The 20,127-nt window shown below is 64.7% G+C and carries 18 protein-coding genes; 14 read left to right on the forward strand and 4 right to left on the reverse strand.

What is annotated here, in order from left to right:
* The first annotated feature begins 2 nt into the window (after nt 1–2).
* The 3 genes from FHS74_RS09790 to FHS74_RS09800 all read left to right on the forward strand — a co-directional run bounded on the left by FHS74_RS09790 (nt 3) and on the right by FHS74_RS09800 (nt 2,438).
* Nucleotides 3–1,172 (forward strand): phage tail tube protein, encoded by a 1,170-nt coding sequence (locus tag FHS74_RS09790; protein WP_184799925.1) that lies wholly within the window; start codon nt 3–5, stop codon nt 1,170–1,172.
* A gap of 172 nt (nt 1,173–1,344) precedes the next feature.
* The gene (locus tag FHS74_RS09795) at nt 1,345–2,115 is read left to right on the forward strand and encodes a hypothetical protein (protein WP_184799927.1); all 771 of its coding nucleotides are present in this window, start codon (nt 1,345–1,347) and stop codon (nt 2,113–2,115) included.
* Between the two features lie 20 nt (nt 2,116–2,135).
* Complete coding sequence (locus tag FHS74_RS09800) at nt 2,136–2,438, forward strand: hypothetical protein (protein WP_184799929.1); 303 nt, start codon at nt 2,136–2,138, stop codon at nt 2,436–2,438.
* Nucleotides 2,439–2,505: 67 nt separating this feature from the next.
* On the opposite strand, the gene FHS74_RS09805 is transcribed toward FHS74_RS09800, so the two are convergent.
* On the reverse strand, nt 2,506–2,820 hold the full coding sequence (locus tag FHS74_RS09805) for a hypothetical protein (protein ID WP_184799931.1): 315 nt from the start codon (nt 2,818–2,820) through the stop codon (nt 2,506–2,508).
* Nucleotides 2,821–3,455: 635 nt separating this feature from the next.
* Between FHS74_RS09805 and FHS74_RS09810 the strand changes: the two genes are divergently transcribed.
* The 3 genes from FHS74_RS09810 to FHS74_RS09820 all read left to right on the forward strand — a co-directional run bounded on the left by FHS74_RS09810 (nt 3,456) and on the right by FHS74_RS09820 (nt 4,273).
* On the forward strand, nt 3,456–3,623 hold the full coding sequence (locus FHS74_RS09810) for a hypothetical protein (protein ID WP_184799933.1): 168 nt from the start codon (nt 3,456–3,458) through the stop codon (nt 3,621–3,623).
* A 4-nt stretch (nt 3,624–3,627) separates the two neighbouring features.
* Complete coding sequence (locus FHS74_RS09815; RefSeq protein WP_184799934.1) at nt 3,628–4,053, forward strand: hypothetical protein; 426 nt, start codon at nt 3,628–3,630, stop codon at nt 4,051–4,053.
* Nucleotides 4,054–4,123: 70 nt separating this feature from the next.
* Nucleotides 4,124–4,273, forward strand: coding sequence for a hypothetical protein (locus tag FHS74_RS09820; RefSeq protein WP_184799936.1), 150 nt, complete (start codon nt 4,124–4,126; stop codon nt 4,271–4,273).
* A gap of 138 nt (nt 4,274–4,411) precedes the next feature.
* On the opposite strand, the gene FHS74_RS31130 is transcribed toward FHS74_RS09820, so the two are convergent.
* Complete coding sequence (locus tag FHS74_RS31130; protein ID WP_211106211.1) at nt 4,412–4,729, reverse strand: hypothetical protein; 318 nt, start codon at nt 4,727–4,729, stop codon at nt 4,412–4,414.
* A 196-nt stretch (nt 4,730–4,925) separates the two neighbouring features.
* On the opposite strand from FHS74_RS31130, the gene FHS74_RS09830 reads away from it, so the two are divergent.
* From FHS74_RS09830 to FHS74_RS09840, 3 genes are all read left to right on the forward strand, one after another.
* Nucleotides 4,926–5,363 (forward strand): hypothetical protein, encoded by a 438-nt coding sequence (locus FHS74_RS09830; RefSeq protein WP_184799938.1) that lies wholly within the window; start codon nt 4,926–4,928, stop codon nt 5,361–5,363.
* Nucleotides 5,364–5,504: 141 nt separating this feature from the next.
* On the forward strand, nt 5,505–5,792 hold the full coding sequence (locus FHS74_RS09835; RefSeq protein WP_184799940.1) for a hypothetical protein: 288 nt from the start codon (nt 5,505–5,507) through the stop codon (nt 5,790–5,792).
* Between the two features lies 1 nt (nt 5,793).
* Complete coding sequence (locus tag FHS74_RS09840) at nt 5,794–6,600, forward strand: phage antirepressor N-terminal domain-containing protein (protein ID WP_246463036.1); 807 nt, start codon at nt 5,794–5,796, stop codon at nt 6,598–6,600.
* A gap of 24 nt (nt 6,601–6,624) precedes the next feature.
* On the opposite strand, the gene FHS74_RS31290 is transcribed toward FHS74_RS09840, so the two are convergent.
* A complete protein-coding gene (locus FHS74_RS31290) occupies nt 6,625–7,059 on the reverse strand; it encodes a superinfection immunity protein (RefSeq protein WP_425491288.1) in 435 nt (144 codons plus the stop codon).
* 123 nt (nt 7,060–7,182) lie between these two features.
* A complete protein-coding gene (locus FHS74_RS09850) occupies nt 7,183–7,506 on the reverse strand; it encodes a hypothetical protein (RefSeq protein ID WP_184799942.1) in 324 nt (107 codons plus the stop codon).
* A 108-nt stretch (nt 7,507–7,614) separates the two neighbouring features.
* Between FHS74_RS09850 and FHS74_RS09855 the strand changes: the two genes are divergently transcribed.
* The 5 genes from FHS74_RS09855 to FHS74_RS09875 are packed head-to-tail and all read left to right on the forward strand — an operon-like array spanning nt 7,615 to nt 20,120.
* Entirely contained in the window at nt 7,615–8,265 is a 651-nt protein-coding gene (locus FHS74_RS09855; RefSeq protein ID WP_184799944.1) for a DUF6441 family protein, read from the forward strand.
* Nucleotides 8,266–8,267: 2 nt separating this feature from the next.
* Nucleotides 8,268–14,795: a phage tail length tape measure family protein gene (locus tag FHS74_RS09860; RefSeq protein WP_184799946.1), complete on the forward strand. Its 6,528-nt coding sequence runs from the start codon at nt 8,268–8,270 to the stop codon at nt 14,793–14,795.
* Nucleotides 14,795–16,324, forward strand: a complete 1,530-nt coding sequence (locus FHS74_RS09865) for a hypothetical protein (protein WP_184799948.1) — start codon at nt 14,795–14,797, stop codon at nt 16,322–16,324. The genes FHS74_RS09860 and FHS74_RS09865 overlap by 1 nt, the downstream gene beginning before the upstream one ends.
* Nucleotides 16,324–17,187 carry a hypothetical protein gene (locus FHS74_RS09870; RefSeq protein WP_184799950.1) on the forward strand — a complete coding sequence of 288 codons (864 nt, stop codon included), beginning with the start codon at nt 16,324–16,326 and terminating at the stop codon, nt 17,185–17,187. The genes FHS74_RS09865 and FHS74_RS09870 overlap by 1 nt, the downstream gene beginning before the upstream one ends.
* On the forward strand, nt 17,187–20,120 hold the full coding sequence (locus tag FHS74_RS09875; RefSeq protein WP_184799952.1) for a LamG-like jellyroll fold domain-containing protein: 2,934 nt from the start codon (nt 17,187–17,189) through the stop codon (nt 20,118–20,120). The genes FHS74_RS09870 and FHS74_RS09875 overlap by 1 nt, the downstream gene beginning before the upstream one ends.
* The last annotated feature ends 7 nt before the right edge of the window (nt 20,121–20,127 follow it).

Below are 20,127 nucleotides of genomic sequence, written 5' to 3' on the forward strand. Positions count from 1 at the left end.
CCATGGCCCTTGTTATGCGTGCCCGCAATTCCGTCGTCCTGGCGAAGGTGGAAACCACCGCCGGCACCGATGCCGCCCCCGTGGCCGGCACGGATGAGGTGCTGGTGGAAAACCTGTCCATCAGCTTCAACGCCAACAACATCCAAACCCATGAGGTCACCGGCGGGCTGGACAGCCTGGACGATATCGTGGGCGGCCTGAACGGCCAGATCAGCTTTGACGTCTATCTGAAGGGCAGCGGCACTCCCGGCACCGCGCCTGAGTTCGGCAAGTTGCTCAAGGCCTGTCAGTTCAGTGAAATCGTCACCGCCGCCGCCGTGGGCGCCCCCACCGCCATCAGCGCCGGCACCACCACCACGGCCACGCTCGCGGCGCCCTTCGCCGCGACGGCGCAGCTGTACCGCTACATGCCCCTGATGATCAGCGGCGCCCCGTCCAGCGCCCTGTCCTTCATCAGCGACTACACCGTGGGCCGTGTCGCGACCCTGACGGACACCTTGGGCGCGGCCCTGACAACGTCCGCCCTGGTCCAGGTGCCGGTCAACGTCCTCTACCTGCCGTCCAGCGGCGCGCAGACCTACCTGACGCAATACGTCTACATGGACCAGCTGCTGTGGAAATTCGTCGGCTGCTGCGGCACCGTGAAATTCGATTTCAGCAGCGGCCAGGCGGTGAAGATGTCCTTCACCTTCTCCGGCCTGTTCGTCAGCAAGACGACGGCGTCCGCCCCGGCCGCCGCCAACCTGAACTATCAGACCACCCGTCCGGTGTCGTGGCGTGGCGGCGTGGGTGGCGCCTTCACCCTGGGGTCCAACCTCATCTCCGGCAAACAGATGACGCTGGACGTGGGCAACACCGTGGTCTTCCCCGACGATCCCAACGCGCAGGACGGCTACGGCATCCCCATCATCACTGAACGCCGCACCACCGGCCAGCTGAACGTCAACGAGGCGCTGATCGCCACCCGCGACCTGATGACCGATTTCCGGGCAGGCACCAAGCGCAGCCTGCACGCCCGCGGCGGCACGGTGGCGGGCAACCGCTGGGCCTGCACCATGGGCGCCAACCAAATCCTGAGTGATCAGCCCAGCAACGACAGCGGCAAGCTGATGGCCCAAAACCAGTTCAAAACGGCCATCGCCGATGGTGGCATGGGCCTCTGTTTCTACTGACCCCGGCTCAGGGCCGCCGGAAAGACTGCCTGCCCAACTTGGGCAGGCAGTCTTTGCATCCGCGTCCGCTGCTGGCGGCCCTGACGGCGGGCGGCGTTTGATCGGGAGCGCCGCCCGCCCCTTTCCCATCCCGATCCCCCATCCCGATATCCCGATCAAAGGACACCCCGCCATGGCCATGCGCGCCCGGGTCGACAGCCCCTTGCCCGTCACCACCGATCAACCGTTCCGCTTCTGCCCCGCCCGCGAGGAACTGGACGCCCTCCGTGCCCAGGCCGCCGCCCTGGACAAACAGGACGCGGACCCCGCGCCCGCCGATGGTCCGGACGCCCCGCCCCCAGATGCGGACGCGGTGTCGGGCCAGGCCCGCGCCCTGGCCGACAGGATCGAGGCGCTGGAGGCCAAGGTGGACACCGCCCCCGTCTATCTGATCCGCGTGGGCGGCTTCCCCGACCGCGCCAAGTGGCGGCGGTTGCTGGCGGAGCACAACGCCATGTCCCCGGCGCCGCAACAGCTGGTGGCGGCCCTGCGGGAGGTGGTGGATACCAAGATCGTGGCGGAGGACCGGCCCGCCTGGCATGAGCTGATCGCTCGCGTCACCGACATCACCCTGATCCCCAATGGCGATGACGCGGAAGGCGTCAAGCATTGGATGGAAGACCTGGCCAGCTATGCCGACCTGCAAGAGGTGGCCAAGGAACACAGCCCCCGCTTCCTGAAGCTGTCCGCGCAAAAGCAGTTCAGCGACGAAACCGCCCCCACCCTGGCCTGTCAGATGTTCCTGGTGGGGGTGGAAAACCGCGACGACGTGCCCTTCGCCCGCGACGGGAAAGGCCTGGTCAGCGACGCCACCTTGCGCGCCCTGGGGAGCGAAACCGTCGCCACCATCGGCGCCAAGGCCCGTGACCTGCTGTTCCTAGACAAGGCGCTGGAAAAAAACTGAGACTGGCCGTCGCCGTGTGGATGGACCCCGCCGCCTTCGACTGTGGGGAATATCCGCCGGACGGCGGCCCGGGGTGGGAAGTGGACGGCGAATTCCACCCCACCAACCCCAAGCTGACCCTGACCCCCGCCGATTGGGACATGCTGTCCATCTGGCAGGCCTGCCGCCCCCGGCCGGGGCGCATCGGCGGCATGGCGGCGGGCATCATCCCAGCATCCACCCACCTGCCCCAGGCCGGCGGGGTGATGGATCAAGCCGCCATCATGCTGGACGCCCTGGACGCGATGGATAGGGCCTGGTGGTCGATGCAGAAAGAGGAATAAGATATGGATCTTGTGATCAAGAATGAACGAGGGCCGGTACTTCTGGTTCTTCCGGTAGGTTCCCGTGTCATTCCTCCAGGCGAATTCCCAGGCTCTCCGCCACCACCGAAATCAGCGTGCCCCCTCTGCTCCGCATTTCTTTCAGCATTAGCGCATTCGCATCAAGCGGATCTGCAAGGTTCGCTCGGGTTCGATATGCGAAATCCGCAGCCTCGGTAATTTCCTGAGCGAGATCTCGTAGAAACCGAATTTTCTCAGATGACGGCTCATGCTCAAGTGTCTTTGCGATCAAGTGCTTTATTGCGAAATGATGGACTTGGTTCTGAGCAATGAGCCCAATGTATTCTGCATGGAAACGTGGCGCCTCAGCATCGTTGGACACTGCTTTTTCCTCCAATGCTTAAATTATTCTGGGTTGTTCGGATGGTTGGGGGGATAGCTCAATTCGACATCCCATTCTTCCCCGCTGTAGAACCCGGGATGGATGGGTTCACCGAACACCGTGGTCCTGTCCTCCTCCGGTATGCTGAGCCGTAAGCGATGCCTCTGGACCGTCTTGATCGCGGCCGCCAGCTCCTTGCATTCCGCCTCGGTCCCGGACCAAAGGTGCGGGCGGTGCCCATCCGGAAAGCGAACACGCACTTGAACATAGTCGTCGTTGCTCGGGTCGAAAGCCACTGCACTCTCCCTGGTTAGTGTGGGGAGCTTCCCACCACTTCAGGTGATAGCCAAGCGGGATATATCGTGAACGCCGGCACGCGGCTCCGCCGGTGGCGCCGGATGGAGGATTGAGCGATAACATGGGAGGGTATGGCGAACGCCGTTCGCGAAAACATACGGTGATGCCGTATATCATCGGGTTGATACCACTAGACATGATATGAGGTATGCTCATATTCATGAGTGTGGGCCGCACCCCCCATTGAGCGTCGCGGCTCAGGAACGCGTGCGGATAAGAGGTATATGATGAGCTTCTTGGCGCCGAAGATATCTTTCCCCAAGAGTGGGGAAAAGAACATGAACAAGCTGAAGGCCGCCTTCAATGTCCGCAGTGATGAAGAGGTCATTCAGCGCGCGTTGGAATTGGCCCTGATCGCCGTCAACCACAAGGGGGAGAGCGATATCGTCCTGATCGCCGACGCCAACGGGACGCGCGGCGAACGGGTGAAAATGTCCGCCGACTGACGGCATGGACCTCTCCGATCTCTCCCCCCCGTCTACGCCAGTCACCACCCTTGGCGTCGCGCCCCCGTCGATAGCGATCCGATTGGGTCAGGACCGGGGGCTTTTCCCTAAGATCACCACCGAAGGCGTCGAGCTGTCGTTGCGCGTCGTCGCGACGCTGGTGATGCTGGGCCTTTTCACCTTGGCGAATTGGGCGGTGATCGATCTGATCAAAAGCTTGGCGGCGGTTGACCGCGAACTGCTGGACGCCGGCAAGATCCAGGCGGCGGACAGGCTTATCGACAATAAGGTCATTATAACGCTGATAGCCGGCACGGTGACCCAGGTGGCCACCTTCCTGGTCAGTATCACCCGGTATCTCTTCCCTACCCCCGATAGGCCGGCCAAGCCCAAGGCCGGACGCAGCGGGGCGGCTGCGGAAACCGCTTGAAGGATGCGCCCGGGGCCGAAAGGCCGCCGGGCGCATCGCATTTGTGGGCACCCATTACGGCATGCGGACCATGGCGAAGAAAACACCGAAAACCGACGTGACGGATGAACTGATCGCCTCGCTGCAAGAGGCGGTAGGGATCATGGATGGAACGCTTGCCCCTGGCCGAGCCTATCAGGTCGAGGTGCCGGACTTGGATGTGAAGGCGGCGGGGGAATGAGGCGCTACCACATTTAGCGGTGCGGTATGTTAACGGGGACACCCTCTTGACCCTCGGGGGCACCTTGAGGTATGTTTCAGGCAAGATTTGATGAGTGCGCCCGGGGCCGAAAGGCTGCCGGGCATTTTCATGCGTGGTTCAATCCTTCGGCTTTTTCGGCCGACCCCAGATCGTCCGCCCCATCACGGTTTTCTCGCCGTAGGGCGGGTTGCTGGCGACCAAGTCGCCGTCCTTCATCTCAGCAGTCTCTTTCGCGAACCGCTTCGCCATCTCAAGGCCTGTGGCGCCCTCGCCCGCGAACGGGTCCAATGCCGGATGCTTCCGCAACCGCACGCCCGGTCCTTCGCCATTTTCCTGGATGAAGATGACACCGGCGGCCTCTAGGGCCGATTGCAGCACTGTGAGCGTCGCATTCCTTGGGGATGCTTTCTCGCCCTCGAATTGTCGAACGGTCACGGTTCCAACCTTGGCCCGTTGGGCCAACGTATCTTGGTTCCAGTTCAGTAGTGCGCGGGCCGCGCGGCATTGGGCAGGTGTCATGGGCGCGACATTACACGTTTAGCCGTTTATGGTCAAAACTGTCGTTTTTCGATTGATCAAACTAAATGTGTCGCATATCGTCGTTTCTGTCGTTTTTAGACAGAGGTGCGCCATGACAGCCTTATCTCGCCGCTCCATTCTCTCCGCTGGTGCCGCCTCGCTGGCGGTGGTGTCGGCATCCGCCCCGGTCGCCGCCGGCCCAACGGCGGAAGCATCGGATGCTGACATGTGGGCCTTGCTGGCCCGCTGGCAGGCCTTGCAGCTGGCGATGGAGCATGCGCCCCGCAACGACGCGGAGGAAGCCGAATACGACCGCCGCTTCGCGGAAGCGGACAGCGTGCTGCTGACCATCTTCCGCATGCCGCCCCGCACGGCCATGGGCTGGGGCGTCAAGGCCTACCTGCTGCTGCACACCCAGTTCGGCCAGGGCCGGCACGACGCCTTGCGCCCCGGCCTGCAATTCCTGACCGACGGCATAGAAGATCAGCTGAACCTGCTGTTGCTGGCGGACGTCGAGCGCCTGTTTGGCGACATCCCCCGCGCGGCCTGACCCGCCGCGCCATCCCCGAGTTTCGGCCTGCAAGCCGAATGAGCGCGCCCACGGATTTCCCCGCTTCTTGGGGGCCGGTGGGTCGCGAGAGTGACCACCCGAACGCGCCGGGCTTGCAGCTCCGGCCCCCAAGGAGACCTGATGATGAACGCAGCAAGTCCCATCCCCTTCGACGGCGTAAGCCTTCATATCCCGCTGCATGGCGGTGAGGTTTGGTCCGTGCAAGGCCGTGACCTTCTAAACGTCGCAGCGGTTCACACTGCCCACGCCGTTTTCGGCGAAGCTGGCGCCACTAGCCTGTGGGGCGATCTCGGCCTGCGCATTCTGCCCGACGAAGAATTGCGCCATCTGCTCGGTATGCTGAACCGGGACGTTCCTGATGATACCTGGGACGATATCCTCGGCTCGTCTTCGGAAACGGAGGACTGAGATGACCACGATGCTGACGGCTGTCCCGTTCCGGGATGACACACTCTTGGCCACCCGCACAGACAGTGGCGATGTGCTGGTGGCGGTCAAGCCGGTATGCGTTGCGTTGGGTTTGGATTGGAAGTCCCAGCAACTTCGGCTCCGTCGCGATGCGGTGCTGTCGGAAGGTAGGGTCATCATGACCCTACCTTCCGCCGGCGGCCTACAAGAGGCAATTTGCCTCCCCCTTCGCCTGATGAATGGTTGGCTTTTTGGCATTGATGAAAACCGAGTTCGTCCAGAAATCCGCGACAAGGTCATTGCCTACAAGCGCGAATGCTATGACGTGCTGTGGCAGCACTTCCAACCGCCGGTTCCCACGTCGGTTCCAACAACTCAGCCTCTGTCGGATGCTTCAGGGGGTGACGAAATCCTGGAACTGACGGATGAACTGTCCGGCCTGCCCTACCAGGCCATGCGTGCCTGGATGGACATGATCCGCCTCGCGGGGCGGCTAAAGGGCCGGAACGCCGCCCTGGCGATGTGGGAACGGTCGCCGCTTCCCCAACTCCCCGGCGCGACCGTGACGCCCTCCGCCGTCGAGGTTGAGGACAGCCATACCGCCCATTTCGCGGCAGAAATGCTGACGACAGCGGAAGGCCAGTCCGTGCCCTTCGCCGCCGTCTATCAGGCCTATGAGCGTTGGTGCCGCCAGCAGCGTGAGATTGCCGCCAGCCGCATGGCGTTCAGCCGCCAAATGCGCGCCCTGGGCTTCGTCGCCACGCTCCGGCCGGCACCCATCCGGTTCCTGAACGTCGCCTTGGTTTGACTTGGTGATATCCTCACGTTTTTGCTATTGGTTAAACTGATGCTGGCAAAAGCGGCAAATCCTAGCTTCATTTAGAATGGCCTCAGCACACCGAGGACATTTTTTGTAATTCGCGCGGATAGCGGTTGCTTGGGACGCCCCCGCCAAGGCCCAGAATAGAGAAATGATCCATCCCAGCAGGGTCCATCCAAGGAACAAGTTGAGGAACAACACAGCCGATCTGTTTCCGGCCCGTGAATGGAAAGCGATTATGCTGGGGATAAAATAGATAAATCCCACCAGTAGCAGGACGACTACAAGTGTAAATGTCACGCTGCCTCCCTGAATGATAGTCGATGAAACCATTTGGCTCGGTCCGGCATGTGGATTAATCATGACCAGTGCGGCGTAGGCGGCAATTCCCACTGTCGCAATGGCAACGAGTATAAGCGCCAGACTGTTTGTGACGCCAATCAGCATCTTTGAGATTATACGGCTCACCACAATGTACCCTTCAGGATGTAGTCCTCAAGCCTGGGATCGCATTCATAGCCAATAGAGTTGACCTTGCGGCGACCCATTTTGTTGCAGAAGTGAAGCTTCTCAGGTTTGTGGGATTTCGCTAGGCTTCTGTTCCTTCCATCCGCGCTTCAGATAGGCCTTCGGGATTTCGTCGCCAAAGCAGTAGGGCGTTATTGCCCACCAAAAAACGAACGTGGCAGCGCCTCCGCCGATTTTATCTGTCGCGCCTATAATATAGAGCGATAGGAGAGCTACTCCGGCTGTTGTCGCAGCGGCCAAAAGGCCGGCTCCCCAAGCTCTTTTGTAACAAAGATACATCGCTCCAAAGAGAAGTATTAGGACAGCGTCTTTCTTATCGACCGTCTCGGTATAGCCATTTCCGGATGGATGTTCGAACGTCCGCATATCGCTCCCCTATCGCAGCAGTCGATGCAACTTAGCAATTTGTGCGTGCAAAGAGTCAACAGGGCTGCCGTTCGGGCGGCCCTTTTTGTTGCAAAAATGGAGGGCCGCATGGGTATCCAATGGGTGGACAAGACCTTCGAACAGGCCATGGATGACCTGGTGAAGGACATGGGCGCGGGTGTGCGAACGGCCGTTCGCAGCGCCGCCACCAGCCTGCATGACGAGTTGCGGCGGCAGGTGGACGCGGCGGGCCTGGGCGATGGGTTGGCGGCGGCATGGCAGGTATACCTCTATGGCGTCCATACAAGCCTGAACCCCGCCGCGTTGATCTATTCCAAAGCGACGCTGCTGCACGATGCCTTCAATACCTCTGTCACCATCACGGCACGAAACGCGCGGTGGTTGGTGATCCCGCTGCCCGCCGCCACGGCCCTGGGCTTCCAACTACGGCCCCAGGGTAGGCGCGGGCGCCAACTGTCACCGCCGCTACCTGCGAAGTGGTCCAACGTGGATGCCGCGCAAGCCAAATGGGGCGCGTTGGAATTCAGGCCGTTGCACGGTGGCAATAAGGCGCTGCTTGTGGCGCCAGCTTCCCAAGCCGGTGGCCGCTCCCCGGGTAGCGCGGCCCGCAAGGGTGTTCCCGTCTTCCTCCTGTTGCGCAATGTGAAGTTGGGAAAGCGCCTGGATGTTGAAGGCGCGCTCGCCCATGCGCGGGAGCAGCTTTATAGCGCCGTCATGGCGTCCCTGCCGAGCGCCTGATCATGGCGGACCGTACCCTCGCCATCCGGCTGTCACTTGATGGCATGACCGATTTCCGCGACCAGATGAAAGCTGCTGGACTGGAGGGGACTAGCGCCTTCAACACGATCAATGCGGCAATCGACGGTACTGGCCGAGGTGTCGAGCGCCTTGTGGTCCGGCTGGACCCGACAATTCGCGCCACAACAAGCCTATCGGATGCCGCCGGCAAGCTGGCGTCGGCGCAGGCCTATCTGTCCACGGAAATGGCCAAGGGGGGCGACGCGGCCGAACGGACGGCCGCCAGCCTGAAGGTGGTGCAGTCCGCATCCGCCCAGGTCGCGGAAATTCAGGCCGCGTTGGCGGCCAAGACGATTTCCGCGACCGAGGCGACGCAGCAGCTGCGCCAAGTCATGAGTGGCACGGCGAATGACAGCGCGAAGGCGGCTGCGTCATTCAATGCCCTGAAGGCTAGCCTGGACCCCGCCTACGCCGCGACGCAAAAGCTGACGGAGGGCAGGAAGACACTGGATGCGGCCTTGGCGTCCGGCCTGACCACCGAAGCCGAGCATGCCGCCCTGTTGCAGAAGATGGGGGACGGCGCGCGGTTCGGCGCGACGCAGACGGCCATCCTGCAATCCGGCGTCATCAATACCTTTCAGTCCATCGCCTCCGGCCTGCCGGTGGGGCAGACGCTGCTGACGCAAACGGTGCAGACGGCCCCCGCCCTGGCGGGGATGGGCGTGGCGGCCCTGGCGGCGGCCGCGCCGTTCATCGTGTTGGGGGCCGCCGTGGCCGCGATGGTGGTCGCCCACGTCCAGGCCAATGCGGAGCTTAAGGAAACCAATCGCGTCCTGGCCCTGGCGGGCGGTGCCGCCGGGGTGACGTCGTCGCAGTTCTATGAACTGGCGGATCAGGCCGCGCAGTCTGGTCAAATCACGCGGGCGTCCGCCCTGGCCTTGCAGCAGACCTATGCGGCGACCGGCAAGATCGGCGGCGACATGCTGTCCAAACTGGCGGCGGAAACCAAGGCCTGGGCAACCCTGACGGCGCAGTCGACGGAGGATGCGTCCAAGCAACTGGCGGGATATTTCAGCGACCCCAGCTCTGCCGCGACACAGTTGGCGAAGTCCTTGAACCTGTTGAGCCTGCAACAGGTTCAGACCATCCAAAGCATGGACAGGACGGGCAACAGCGCGGGGGCGCAGGCGGCCCTGTTCGCGGCCATCAAGGACAGGGCGGACCAGGCCAAGGAAAGCCTGGGCTACTTCGGCCAGGCCCTGAACAACATCGCCGACAATTGGGAGCGGATTAAGCATTGGGGTGCGCCGGACGCCCTGCCCCCTGTGCAGCGCCTGGCCGACGTGACGGCGCAGTATGACGCGGTGCTGAAAGAGCTGCGCGAAGACCAGGCCAAGGCCGCGACCGACGACGACTATGTCGGCGCCGTGGTGGCGGATCAGCAGAAACTGGCGGCCCTGGTGCGCCAAGCCGAAGACTTGCGCCGCAGCATCGCCAGCCAGACGCGGCAGGCGTCTGCCGGTGCCGACCAAACGGCGGCGAATGACCTGGGTGCCAAGGTCATGCCCATCGTCAACGCGCTGCCCGATGCGCAAATCAAGGGGCTGAATGCCGACATCCTGGCCCTGTCGCGGGCCTTCCTGACGATTGATCCCGCGACGGGCAAGAGCGTCATCTCCGCCACCCAATATGCGCAAGCCGTGCAAGCGGCTCGGGCTCAAATTGAAGGCTTGCAGCAGCCCTATCAGAAGTGGCTGGACCAGCAGCGTATCGAACAGCAGGTACTGGCGGCGGACCCGGCCTTGCGGGACCAGTTGCGCGCCCGGTTGCAGGCGGAATATGCGGCCCGGACGGTCAATGCCTCCGCCATCGAAAAGGGTGCGATGGCCGCGGGCGCGGAGGCGTCTGTGGTCCGCGCCCGCGATGACGCCTATCTGCGAAGCGCGGCGGCGGCCAGTGCGTCCACCGCCGCCACCCTGACCGTGGCGGATGCCTACGGCGTGTCCGCCGAAGCGGGGTTGCGGGCCGCCGAAGCGGCCAAGGTGCAGGACCAGGCGCGAACCGATCTGACGGTGCGAACCCATCAGCAAGAGGTGGTGGAGCGGAACCTGGCGGCGGCCTCCGCCGCGTCCTACGCCGCGCTGGCGCAGCAGGTGCAGCAGCTGGACGTGGCGACGCAACAGCAAGACGCCCTGGCGGCGGCTTCGGCGAAGGGCGCCCAGGCCCTGGCGGACCAGACCATCGCCAACCAAGCGGCGGTGATGGTGCAAAAGGCCATCAACGACGCCAAGGCGGCAGGCATCACCCTGACGCAGCAGGAAATCGAGGTGAAGCGCCAGGAAATCGAGGTGGACCTTAAGCGGCAGGCCTTGGATCAGCAGCGTATCGCCGCCGACAACGAATTGCGCTCCGCCAACGACAACATCACCTACCTGCAAGCCGAAATCGACACGCTGGGCATGGATAGCCAAGCCCGCGCCGTCCTGCTGGCTCAGATGAAGGCTGAGCAGCAGCTGCGAGCGAACAATCTGGCGCTCTATTCGTCGGAGGACGCGGCCGATAAGGAAAAGGTGCGCAGCCTCATCGACGCCGCCGGCAAGACGGCGGCCCTGACGGCGGAAAACGAGCGGCTTACCGCTGCCTATCAGACGTTCAGCGACTTGGGGACCAGCACGTTTGACGCGATGATCCAAAAGGTGGTGTCCGCTTCCGATGCCACGGCCACATGGAAGGACATGTTCCGAGGCCTGGTGGCGGAGATCGAAACGGCGGGCATCAAGCTGGCCGTGTTGAACCCGCTGAAGAACTGGCTGTCGGGTGACAACAAACTGCCCACTCTCAGTGACCTGACCAAGGTTGCCGGGAATGCGCAGGGTGCAGCCGGAAGCGGTTCGTCCAGCGGCGCGGCGAACGATAACCCGCTGGCCATCAACACCGGAACCGGCCTGTTGAAATACCTGGACATCGGCGGTTCGTCCAGCGGTGGGACTGGGGCCGCCGCCGGCTCCGCCGCGCAGTCGGGGGGCTGGCTGTCCGGACTTGGGTCCGTCAATTGGGCGGGAACGCTGGGCATCGCGGGTGCGTCCGCCGCGGTCGCCAGCACGCTGGGCAACTTGTTCGGCCAGTCGGATATCCAGCAGCGCAACAGCAGCATCTTCGGCGCCTTCCTGGGCGGCATCCCCGGCGCAATCCTGGGATCGATCTTCGGGCCCAGCAAAAGTGTCGGGCCGGTGGGCCAAATCGGGATCACACAGGGCGGCTTGGGTGCCGGCCAGGTGGTGGGCCTGGGGCCGGTGGGCGTGGACAACGGCCAAAGCCGAAGCGATGCGACGGCCTATGGCAAGAGCGCCATTTCCGCCATCAATAGCGCGGCGCAGACGGCGGGCGTTTCAAATCTGGTGTTGTCCCAGAACAGCGGATTTTTAAACGGCAACTATATAGAAACGATCAATGGGACGATCAATACGTTCGTAAACGGCGTGAAGAAGTCGTTCACGGACGGTGACGCGGCCATCGCCGACTTCGCGAAGCGCCTCTTGCAGGATGACCATTCGGGCGCGCTGAGCGCCGATGTGAAAACGGCCCTGGCCAACACCAAGGCGACCACGTCGGCGGAGCTGAACAGCGATATCGCCTTCGCCAAGAGCTTTCGCGACACGCTGTCCAGCTATTCCCAGGGCTTGGCGGCGGCGGACGATGTGCAGTTGCAGGCCAAGGCCAGCATCGTCAGCACGATCCAAAGCCTACAGGATTTCAAGAAGACCACGGCCGATCTCGGGCTGGACACCGCCGCCGCCAACACCGCAGCCAGCGATTACCTGAAAAGCCTGCTGGGCATCACCCCCGCCGCCGCCACGCTGGACGCCACGCAACAGGCCGTCGCGAAGATAGACGGCGCGGTCCAGGGCGCCATCCCCTATCTGGCCGAATTCGGCATCAGCATCGATGACGTGACGGCGGCGGCCAAGAACGCCAAGGCCACGCTGTTGAGCGACTACATGGCCAAGCTGAACGATGCCTTCCTGCAAGCGGGCGACGCGGCGGAACAGGCGGCCTACGCGGAACAGCAGCTGGTGGCCCAACGCGCCACGGCCATCACCGACATCAAGGCCCTGGGCGGCTCAGAGGCCGATGTGGCCACGGCCAACACGGTCTATGCCCGGCTGATGCAGAACGTGGTGGACCAGGCGCAGCTGTCGGGCGACGCGTTCAATGAGTTGCTGTCGCTGATGCCCGACCTGACGGGCCAAATCCACGCCTACAGCGCGGCGGTCGCCGACGCCACGGACACGACAGCCGCCGCCACGGCGGCGGCCAACCTGGCGGCGGCCAACCGGGCGGCGGCGCAGGCCAAGGGCCAGGTCACCTATCTCAACGCCACCGGCGGCACGGTCACCGGGGCGCAGGACCTGACGGCCAGCCTGTCGGGGGCAACCGACCTGTCGGCCATCATCGCCACCATCGGCACGGACCTGGACAACATCACCGCCCTGGGCAAGGCGGGGGTGGACAGCACCGACGCCTATCGCGGTGCCTTCGACAGGCTCAACGCCGCGCTCACCGCCGGTACCATCGCGCCGGCCGACTACACCACCGCCTTGGGGGTACTGACTAGCCGGTTCCAGACGGCGCAGCAGTCGGTGTCCAGCCTGGCCGCGACGGCGTCGCAACTGACATCCGCCGGGGCCAGTGTCCAGGCCTATATCGACAAGGCCAAGTCGGGGGGTGTCACCAGCTATCTCAGCCCAACGGATCAGCTGTCCAACGCCCGGGACGCCTTTAATCGCCAGCTGGCGCTTGCCCAGGCCAACGACAGCACGGCCCTGGGGGGCATCACTCAATACGCGGATACCTATCTCAGCGCCCTGACCAAAACGCAGGGGTCAGGCACCGACACCACGGCCACCATAAACGCGGTGCTGGCGCAATTGTCGGCCCTGCCGGCCACGCAGTCCTTCAACGATAAAAACCTGGCCCTGTTGGGCCAAATCGCGGCCAACACCAACAACGCCGCGGCGTCCCTGGCGCGCGCGGACGCCAACGGCGACAAGGTGATAACCTGGGCGGAATTCCAGAGTTGGGGCACCGGCAATACGGCGTCGCTGAAGGCGATCGGCGCCCTGCTGAACCTGCCCGGCGGCGGCGATCTGGCCAGCATTTTCGCGGCCATCGACACCAATGGCGATGGCACCATCAGCCAGCTGGAAAGCACCCGCGTCAGCCTGCTGTCCGCCCTGACGGGCCTGCCCAGCCCCACCGCCCTACAGGTGGGTGGTGCCCTGGCGCCCTATTTCGGCGCCCTGACATCGAGTACCAATGGCCGCCTGGACCTGGCCACATTTACCGCCGTCATGTCCGGCAAGGCCGACAACGGCACCCTGCAATATTGGTTCGGGCAGCTGGACAGCAACGGCGATGGCGCCATCAGCCAGCTGGAGGTCACCCGGGCGCAGCTGCTGGACGGCCTGTCCGGCATCGCCACGCCCACCGCCCTACAGGTGGGCGGCGCCCTGGCGCCTTATTTCCAGCAGCTGGCGGCCATCGGCAACGGCCGCCTTGATCTGCCCACGTTTACCGCCGTCATGGCCGGCAAGGCCGACAACGGCACCCTGTCCTACTGGTTTGCGCAGCTGGACAATAATGGCGACGGCGCCATCAGCCAGCTGGAGGTCACCCGGGCGCAGTTGCTGTCCGGCCTGTCCGGCATCGCCAGCCCGACGGCGCAACAGGTAGGCGGCGCCCTCAAGCCTTATTTCGATGATTTAACAGCCAGCACGAATGGCCTGCTCAGCCAGGCGACGTTCAAAAGCGTGCTGTCGGGCAAAGCCGACGACAGCACGTTGACCACGTGGTTCAAGCAGCTGGACGCAAATGGCGATGGCCAGCTGTCAAAATTGGAGACATTGAATTCCAGTACGGGCGACGTCACGAGCGCGGTCGGCGACCTCGCGGGGAGCGGTGCCAACGGCACGTTGGCAGACATCGCCGTGATCATCGCCACCGGCTTCAAGATCGTGAAAGACACGATCGATGCGACCAACATCCTGATCTACAACGCGGATGTGTGGCAGCGGGCGAAATGGGGCGATGAGTGGCCACGGCTGGACGGTTTGCGCGACGTCCTGGACGCCATCAACGTCTATTCCGGGAAGGTCACCTGGAATACAGCGCAGACGGCCGCAAAATTGGGCGGCACACCCGCCTATGCCACCGGCACGGACTATCACCCCGGCGGCCTGGCCATCGTGGGCGAGCGTGGGCCGGAGGTGGCATGGCTGCCCACCGGCACCAGGGTGTGGCCCAACGGTTCGGCCCCCTCGTTCGGCGGCGGCTCGGTCAATACCGCAGGCGTCGAGGCGCGGTTGGATACGATCATCCGTCAGAACAACCAGTTACTGGCGCAAATCCGCGCGGGCGGCTTGGCCAGTGTCGGCGGCTTGGGGAGGGTGGAAACGGCGATCAAGTCCACCGCGAACGCCGTTCGCGGTCCAGTTGGCGGCCTCACCACCATACAGCGGCGGGCGGGCTGATGCCGTACCTGGCGGATTTCTACCCCTACCGGGTGTCGGCGGGGGCTGAGGTGCTGTTGCCGTTCAGTGACGTGGGTTTCGTGACGGGGCCCGGCGACAGCCCGCCTAACACCCTGTATGAGCGCGCCATTGATGTGCCTCTAACGGAAACCCGGTCACTGACCAGCGGCGACACGGTCGGGGGCTATTCCTCCCCCTCCGGCGGCACCATCACCATCACCAACATGGATGGATCCCGTAACGCCATCGTGGGGCCGGACTACCGCTGGTCCGGCCGGCGCTTCGTCCTGTACTACACCGACAAGGACAGCCCCACGCTGGCGGATTTCCAGGTGGCGCGGACAGGGGTGGTTGATCAGGTCATCGGCGGCACCACCATCACCATCCGCATCCTCGACCGCAGCGCGCGGTTTGACGTGCCCGCCACCACCGGCACCTTCGCCGGCACGGGCGGTATCGAGGGCACGGCGGAAATGGCGGGGCGCGGCCTACCGTGGGCCTACGGGGATGTGGTGCAGGTGTCTCCGGTGTCCCTGGGCGCCCTGCTGATCTACATGGTTGATAAGCGCGGGTTCACCGCCCTGGTGTGGGTCAAGGATGGCGGCAAGGTTCTGCCCAGCGCCGGGCCCGACGTCGCCACCTACGCCGCTTTGGCGGCACTCAGCATGTCCGGATATGACTACGCCACCTGCAAGGCGTTGGGGCTGATCCGGCTCGCGACCGATACAGCCTCGACGCTTATCGTCCGCGTCCAGGGCATCACCGTCAGTGGCACCTATGTGACGTCGTTCCCGGATATCGTCCGTCACATCGTCACCACCATGGGCGACATGACCTCCGGCGACATCAACGCCGCCTCCCTCGCCGCATTCGCGGCGCTGCCGGGTGGGTCCGCCGCGCTGGCGTACTACCATGACGGGGCGTCCGATGTGACCATCCGCCAAGTGGTGGATGAGCTGGCGTCCGACGTCGGCGCCTGCTGGGGCTTCGACCTGCTGGACCAACTGTACATGGTGCGTTTCGACGCGCCGGCCGATACCCCGGACTACACGGTGACCGACCGCGACTATACGGAGCTGGTGCCGCAGGAGGTGCCGCGGCGCCTGCGCAATTGCACCCTGGGCTATGAATGGCATTACACGGTGCTGGACGACAGCAGCATCCTGCCCGGCGCCGGCACCGTGCCGGAGGCCGACAAGCCCGGTTTGAAAGCCCAATGCCTGTGGGCGCCCACCGCGACCAATGCCGACGTGGCGGCGCACGAACTGCTGTACAGCGACGTGAGGGTTCAAACCCATTTCGTGAATTCCGCCGATACGGAGTTCGAGGCCAACCGCCGGGCCGTGGTGTACGGCGACTGGTCTGCCGCCTACTCCCTCACTATGCCGCTGATCCCTGGCCTGTTGCCCGGCTGCACCGTCGCTATCGTCGACCCCGTGTGGGTGCCGGGCGGATCGCACAGCATCGTGGTCACCAGCGTACAGCCGGCGGGAAGTTCCAATCTCATGACCGTGACGGGGCGGGGCTGATGGGTAACGTCGCCATTCTGTGGAAGCATGTATCCGACATAGGCGCCCTTACCGATGGCGGGGTCGCCGGTTGGGTGGAAAGTGGCGGGCTGAGCCTGCAAAACCTGCGGCTTCAGGACATCAAGAAGCCCGCCCGTTTCCTGAACATCGCCAGCCATGCCGCCCGGATGCAGGTGGACATGGGTAGCCTGCAGGCGGTGTCCAGCGTCGTGCTTGTCGCGCACAACGCATCCGCCGCCGCCACCCTGACCCTAACGCTGTCGAATACGCCAGATTTCAGCGCCCCGGTGGCGACCGCGACGGGCCCCATGTGGCTGCCCACGGCCGTGCCGGGCACCCTGCCGTGGGGCGTTTGGCCGTGGAGCGGCGTTGACCGGGCCGCATACCCCACCACCTACACGGCTTATCTGCTGCTGTCGCAAACCTATTTCGCCCGCTACCTGCGGGTGGAGGTGACGGACCCCGCCAACCCGGATGGATATTTCCAGGCCGGGCGCCTGCTGGCGGGCGTCGCGTACCAGCCGCCGCGCAATTACAGCTATGGCCTGCACGTTAAGCCTGTGGACCCATCACAGACTTATGAAACCCCCGGCGGCGCCTTCGGCGCGGCATCCCGGCCCATGCGGCGGGAATTCGGGCTTCCTTTCGACTATCAGTCCAGGGAATTCGCCTGGGGCGTCCATCACGACATGTGCATGCGGCTGGGCATCCGACGGGAGTTGTTCATCATCCTGAACCCGGATGAGGACGCGCCGTATCTGGCGCGGCAGATGTTCTATTGCCGGATGACTGACATGTCCGAGGTCACCAACACCCATCACAATTTGTGGGGCTTTTCCCCCACCTTTGCGGAGCTGATCTGATGTCTACCAGCTGGGTATTAAACGGCACCACCTATTCCGAGGATGATTTCTCGCTGGAGAATGTCGGTTACTACAAAATCTGGGCGCGGTTCTGGAGAGACGCGCTGGCAGAAATCGGCAACTCCAGCCCAAACCTCGTGATGCAGTCGGTCACCGCGCTGGTGGCCATCGTCCAGGGCTATGCGGCGCAGGCGGCGGCGGCGCGGGATGGGGCGGTGGCCGTGTCGGGCCTGGGCGACCTGGGCGCATTCTCGGGGCAGGTCCAGGCCGGCGCACCCGCCGCAGTGTTCTTTTACGATACGACGCGGGACGGGGACGGCGGCGCGTGGCGTCTACGCTGCGCCGGAAAGACCTGGGCGACGCAGGTGCTGAATACCAGCACTCGGGGCAAGCGCGCGGATTTCCCGGGCCGGGTGATGTTCGTAGCCGATGCCACGGCCCGAACCGTCACGGCCTATGACTGCGACCAGTCCACGCCCGTGATGTGGGCGGTGATCGGCGGCCCCGGCAAGAATGTCGACCTAGGGGCGGGCGTGCCGCAGATGCTGGCCCGCAACGGCTGCCTGTACATCGCGAGCAACTCGACAGGGTTGTTCGAGATCAATTTCCTGGGCGCCGAGATCGTGACCCGCGTCACGGCGGGCGGCACCTACATCCGGGGAGAGCCGGGGGTGGTCAATGCCAACAACGCGCTGTCGGAAAGTGTTTACCTCCCGGCCCGGGCGCTGGTGACCAACGGCGCGGCGGGCGTGGACGTCACCGTCCTGCCGGGCGCGCCGATTGACCGGGCCACCGGGCTGCCCCGCCCCACCATCGCCGTGGCGACGCCCGGCGGGGTCAGTGTCATCCACCCATCGGGCCAGGTCGCCACCATCACCGACGCGAGCGGCGCCGCCGCCGTCTGGTTCACGTCCGATGGGCGCTTGGGCTACATCTCCGGCGGCGGCATCATCAGCCTTGGCCCCGTCCCCTATTCCACTGTCGCGGCGACCGCTTGGCGCCAGTACATTTACGGCGACGCCGCCACATCCGGGGCGATCAACCGGCCGGGGACGGTGGCGGTCACCAAGGCCATCGTGGGGGGGTGGTTCGGCGGCGGCGCCGGCCTCTGTCTGCTGGCGGAAGACGCCGTCAATCCCACCGCCGGCATGCAGGCGGTGGTCACATCGGCGGGAAATACAGCCTATGGCGGCGGGGCGTTCAACAGCGGGTGGATGCCAGGCGATATCCGCCTGGCATTGAGTTCCACCGCCACCGGCAGCGTCACGACCAGCGGGGAGCTGGTCGCCAACGGCACCTTCGCCAGCAGCCTGACGGGCTGGACGGCGGGCGCCGGATGGGCGCAATCCAGCGGTGCCGCCGCCAAGACGGCGGGTTCCGCCGGAAACCTGTCGCAGACCATCGCCACGGTGGCGGGCCAGACTTATCTGTTCGCGGCCGACGCCACCCGCAGCGCCGGCACCCTGACGGTGCAGGTGGCGGGTGCGACGGTCGCGACCGTCACGGCCAACGGCACCATGCTCGTCCAGTTCACGGCGACGGCGTCGAGCACGGCGATTTCATTCGCCGGCGATGCCAGCTTCGCCGGCACGGTGGATAACGTTTCGGTGATGGGGGCGGAGCCCGACCGCTGCGTCAGGGCCATCGGCATGCGGGTGATGGGCAGCCTCACCAGGGCGGCGGTATCCGCCATCGCCCCCACCGATCTATCGGCCTGGGGTGGTTTCAGCACCAGCAACTACCTGCTGCAACCGCCATCCGCCGCGTTGGATTTCGGCACCGGGGATTTCAGCCTGTCCGTGTGGCTACGCGCGGGGGCCGTCAACCAGTTCGTGGTCGCGCGCCAGCCGGGGACGGGTGCCGGCTATGGGACAACGCCAAATTGGGAGCTGTTCACCAACGGCTCGGGCAACTATCAGTTCAACATCAGCGATGGCACGAACGGCGCCTTCGTGGCGGATGCCGGCACCCATACCGCCGGCACCAGTTATGACCATGTGGTGGCCGTCAAGCGTGGCAGCACCCTGGAAATCTGGGTCAATGGATGGCGTGCCGCGACCGCCAGCGCGGGGGCCGTGGGGTCCCTGACCAATACCGCCGCATCACTGTTGGTCGGGTGCGGATATTCCGGTGGGGCGTTGACCGGCGCATGGTCGGCCGGCGCCGTCGCGCTGCTGCGGATCAGCGCGACGGCGCCCACCCCGGAACAGATCACCCGCATCTTCGCGGATGAGGCGCCGCTGTTCCGGGCTGGCGCCCGCTGCGTGTTGGGGGGCGCCTCCGCCGCCGTCCAGGCCCTGGCCCATGATCCCGACACGGGCGCGCTCTATGCCGCCAAGGGGGACGGGACCTCGGTATTCCAGGGGCTGATCCGCACGGCGCACCTCGCCGGGTTGGCCGCGACCAACAACAGCGACAACCATACGGGGGTGGCGGCGCGACAGGGCGGCTATGTCATCGCGACCGGCAACCAGGCCGTCGCCGGCCAACCACCCATCTTCCTGCGGGACCGCATCCTGTCTGACAGGGTGCCGGTGGCGCCCATCGATGGCGTCCATGTCGCCTTCCCGGTGGGGCGGACCACGGACGCCACGGCCACGGTGGTGGCCCGCTTCCCGGTGGCGGAAGGCGACCACGGCCAGGTGGTCTTCAACGTCACGGCGGCGGAATGGGGGGCGGCGCCAACGGAAATCGACGGCTATCAGGTGCGCGCCCGTTTTTACCGGCTGCCCAACGGCAATGTGACGATAACGGGCGTCCAGCACCTGGGCACGGACACGGAGAGCAACACGACCGCGATGGATGCCACCCTCGTGGCCTTGAACGATGCCGCCCCCGGGGTTGGGCTTCAAGTCCAGGGGGTGGCGGGCAAAACCATCGGCTGGGCGTCCGCGGCCGAAATCACCCGCTTCGGCGGCGCCCGTTACAGCTGATCCAAGG

Origin of the sequence: Nitrospirillum iridis, assembly GCF_014205765.1 — a bacterium.
GTDB lineage: Bacteria > Pseudomonadota > Alphaproteobacteria > Azospirillales > Azospirillaceae > Nitrospirillum > Nitrospirillum iridis.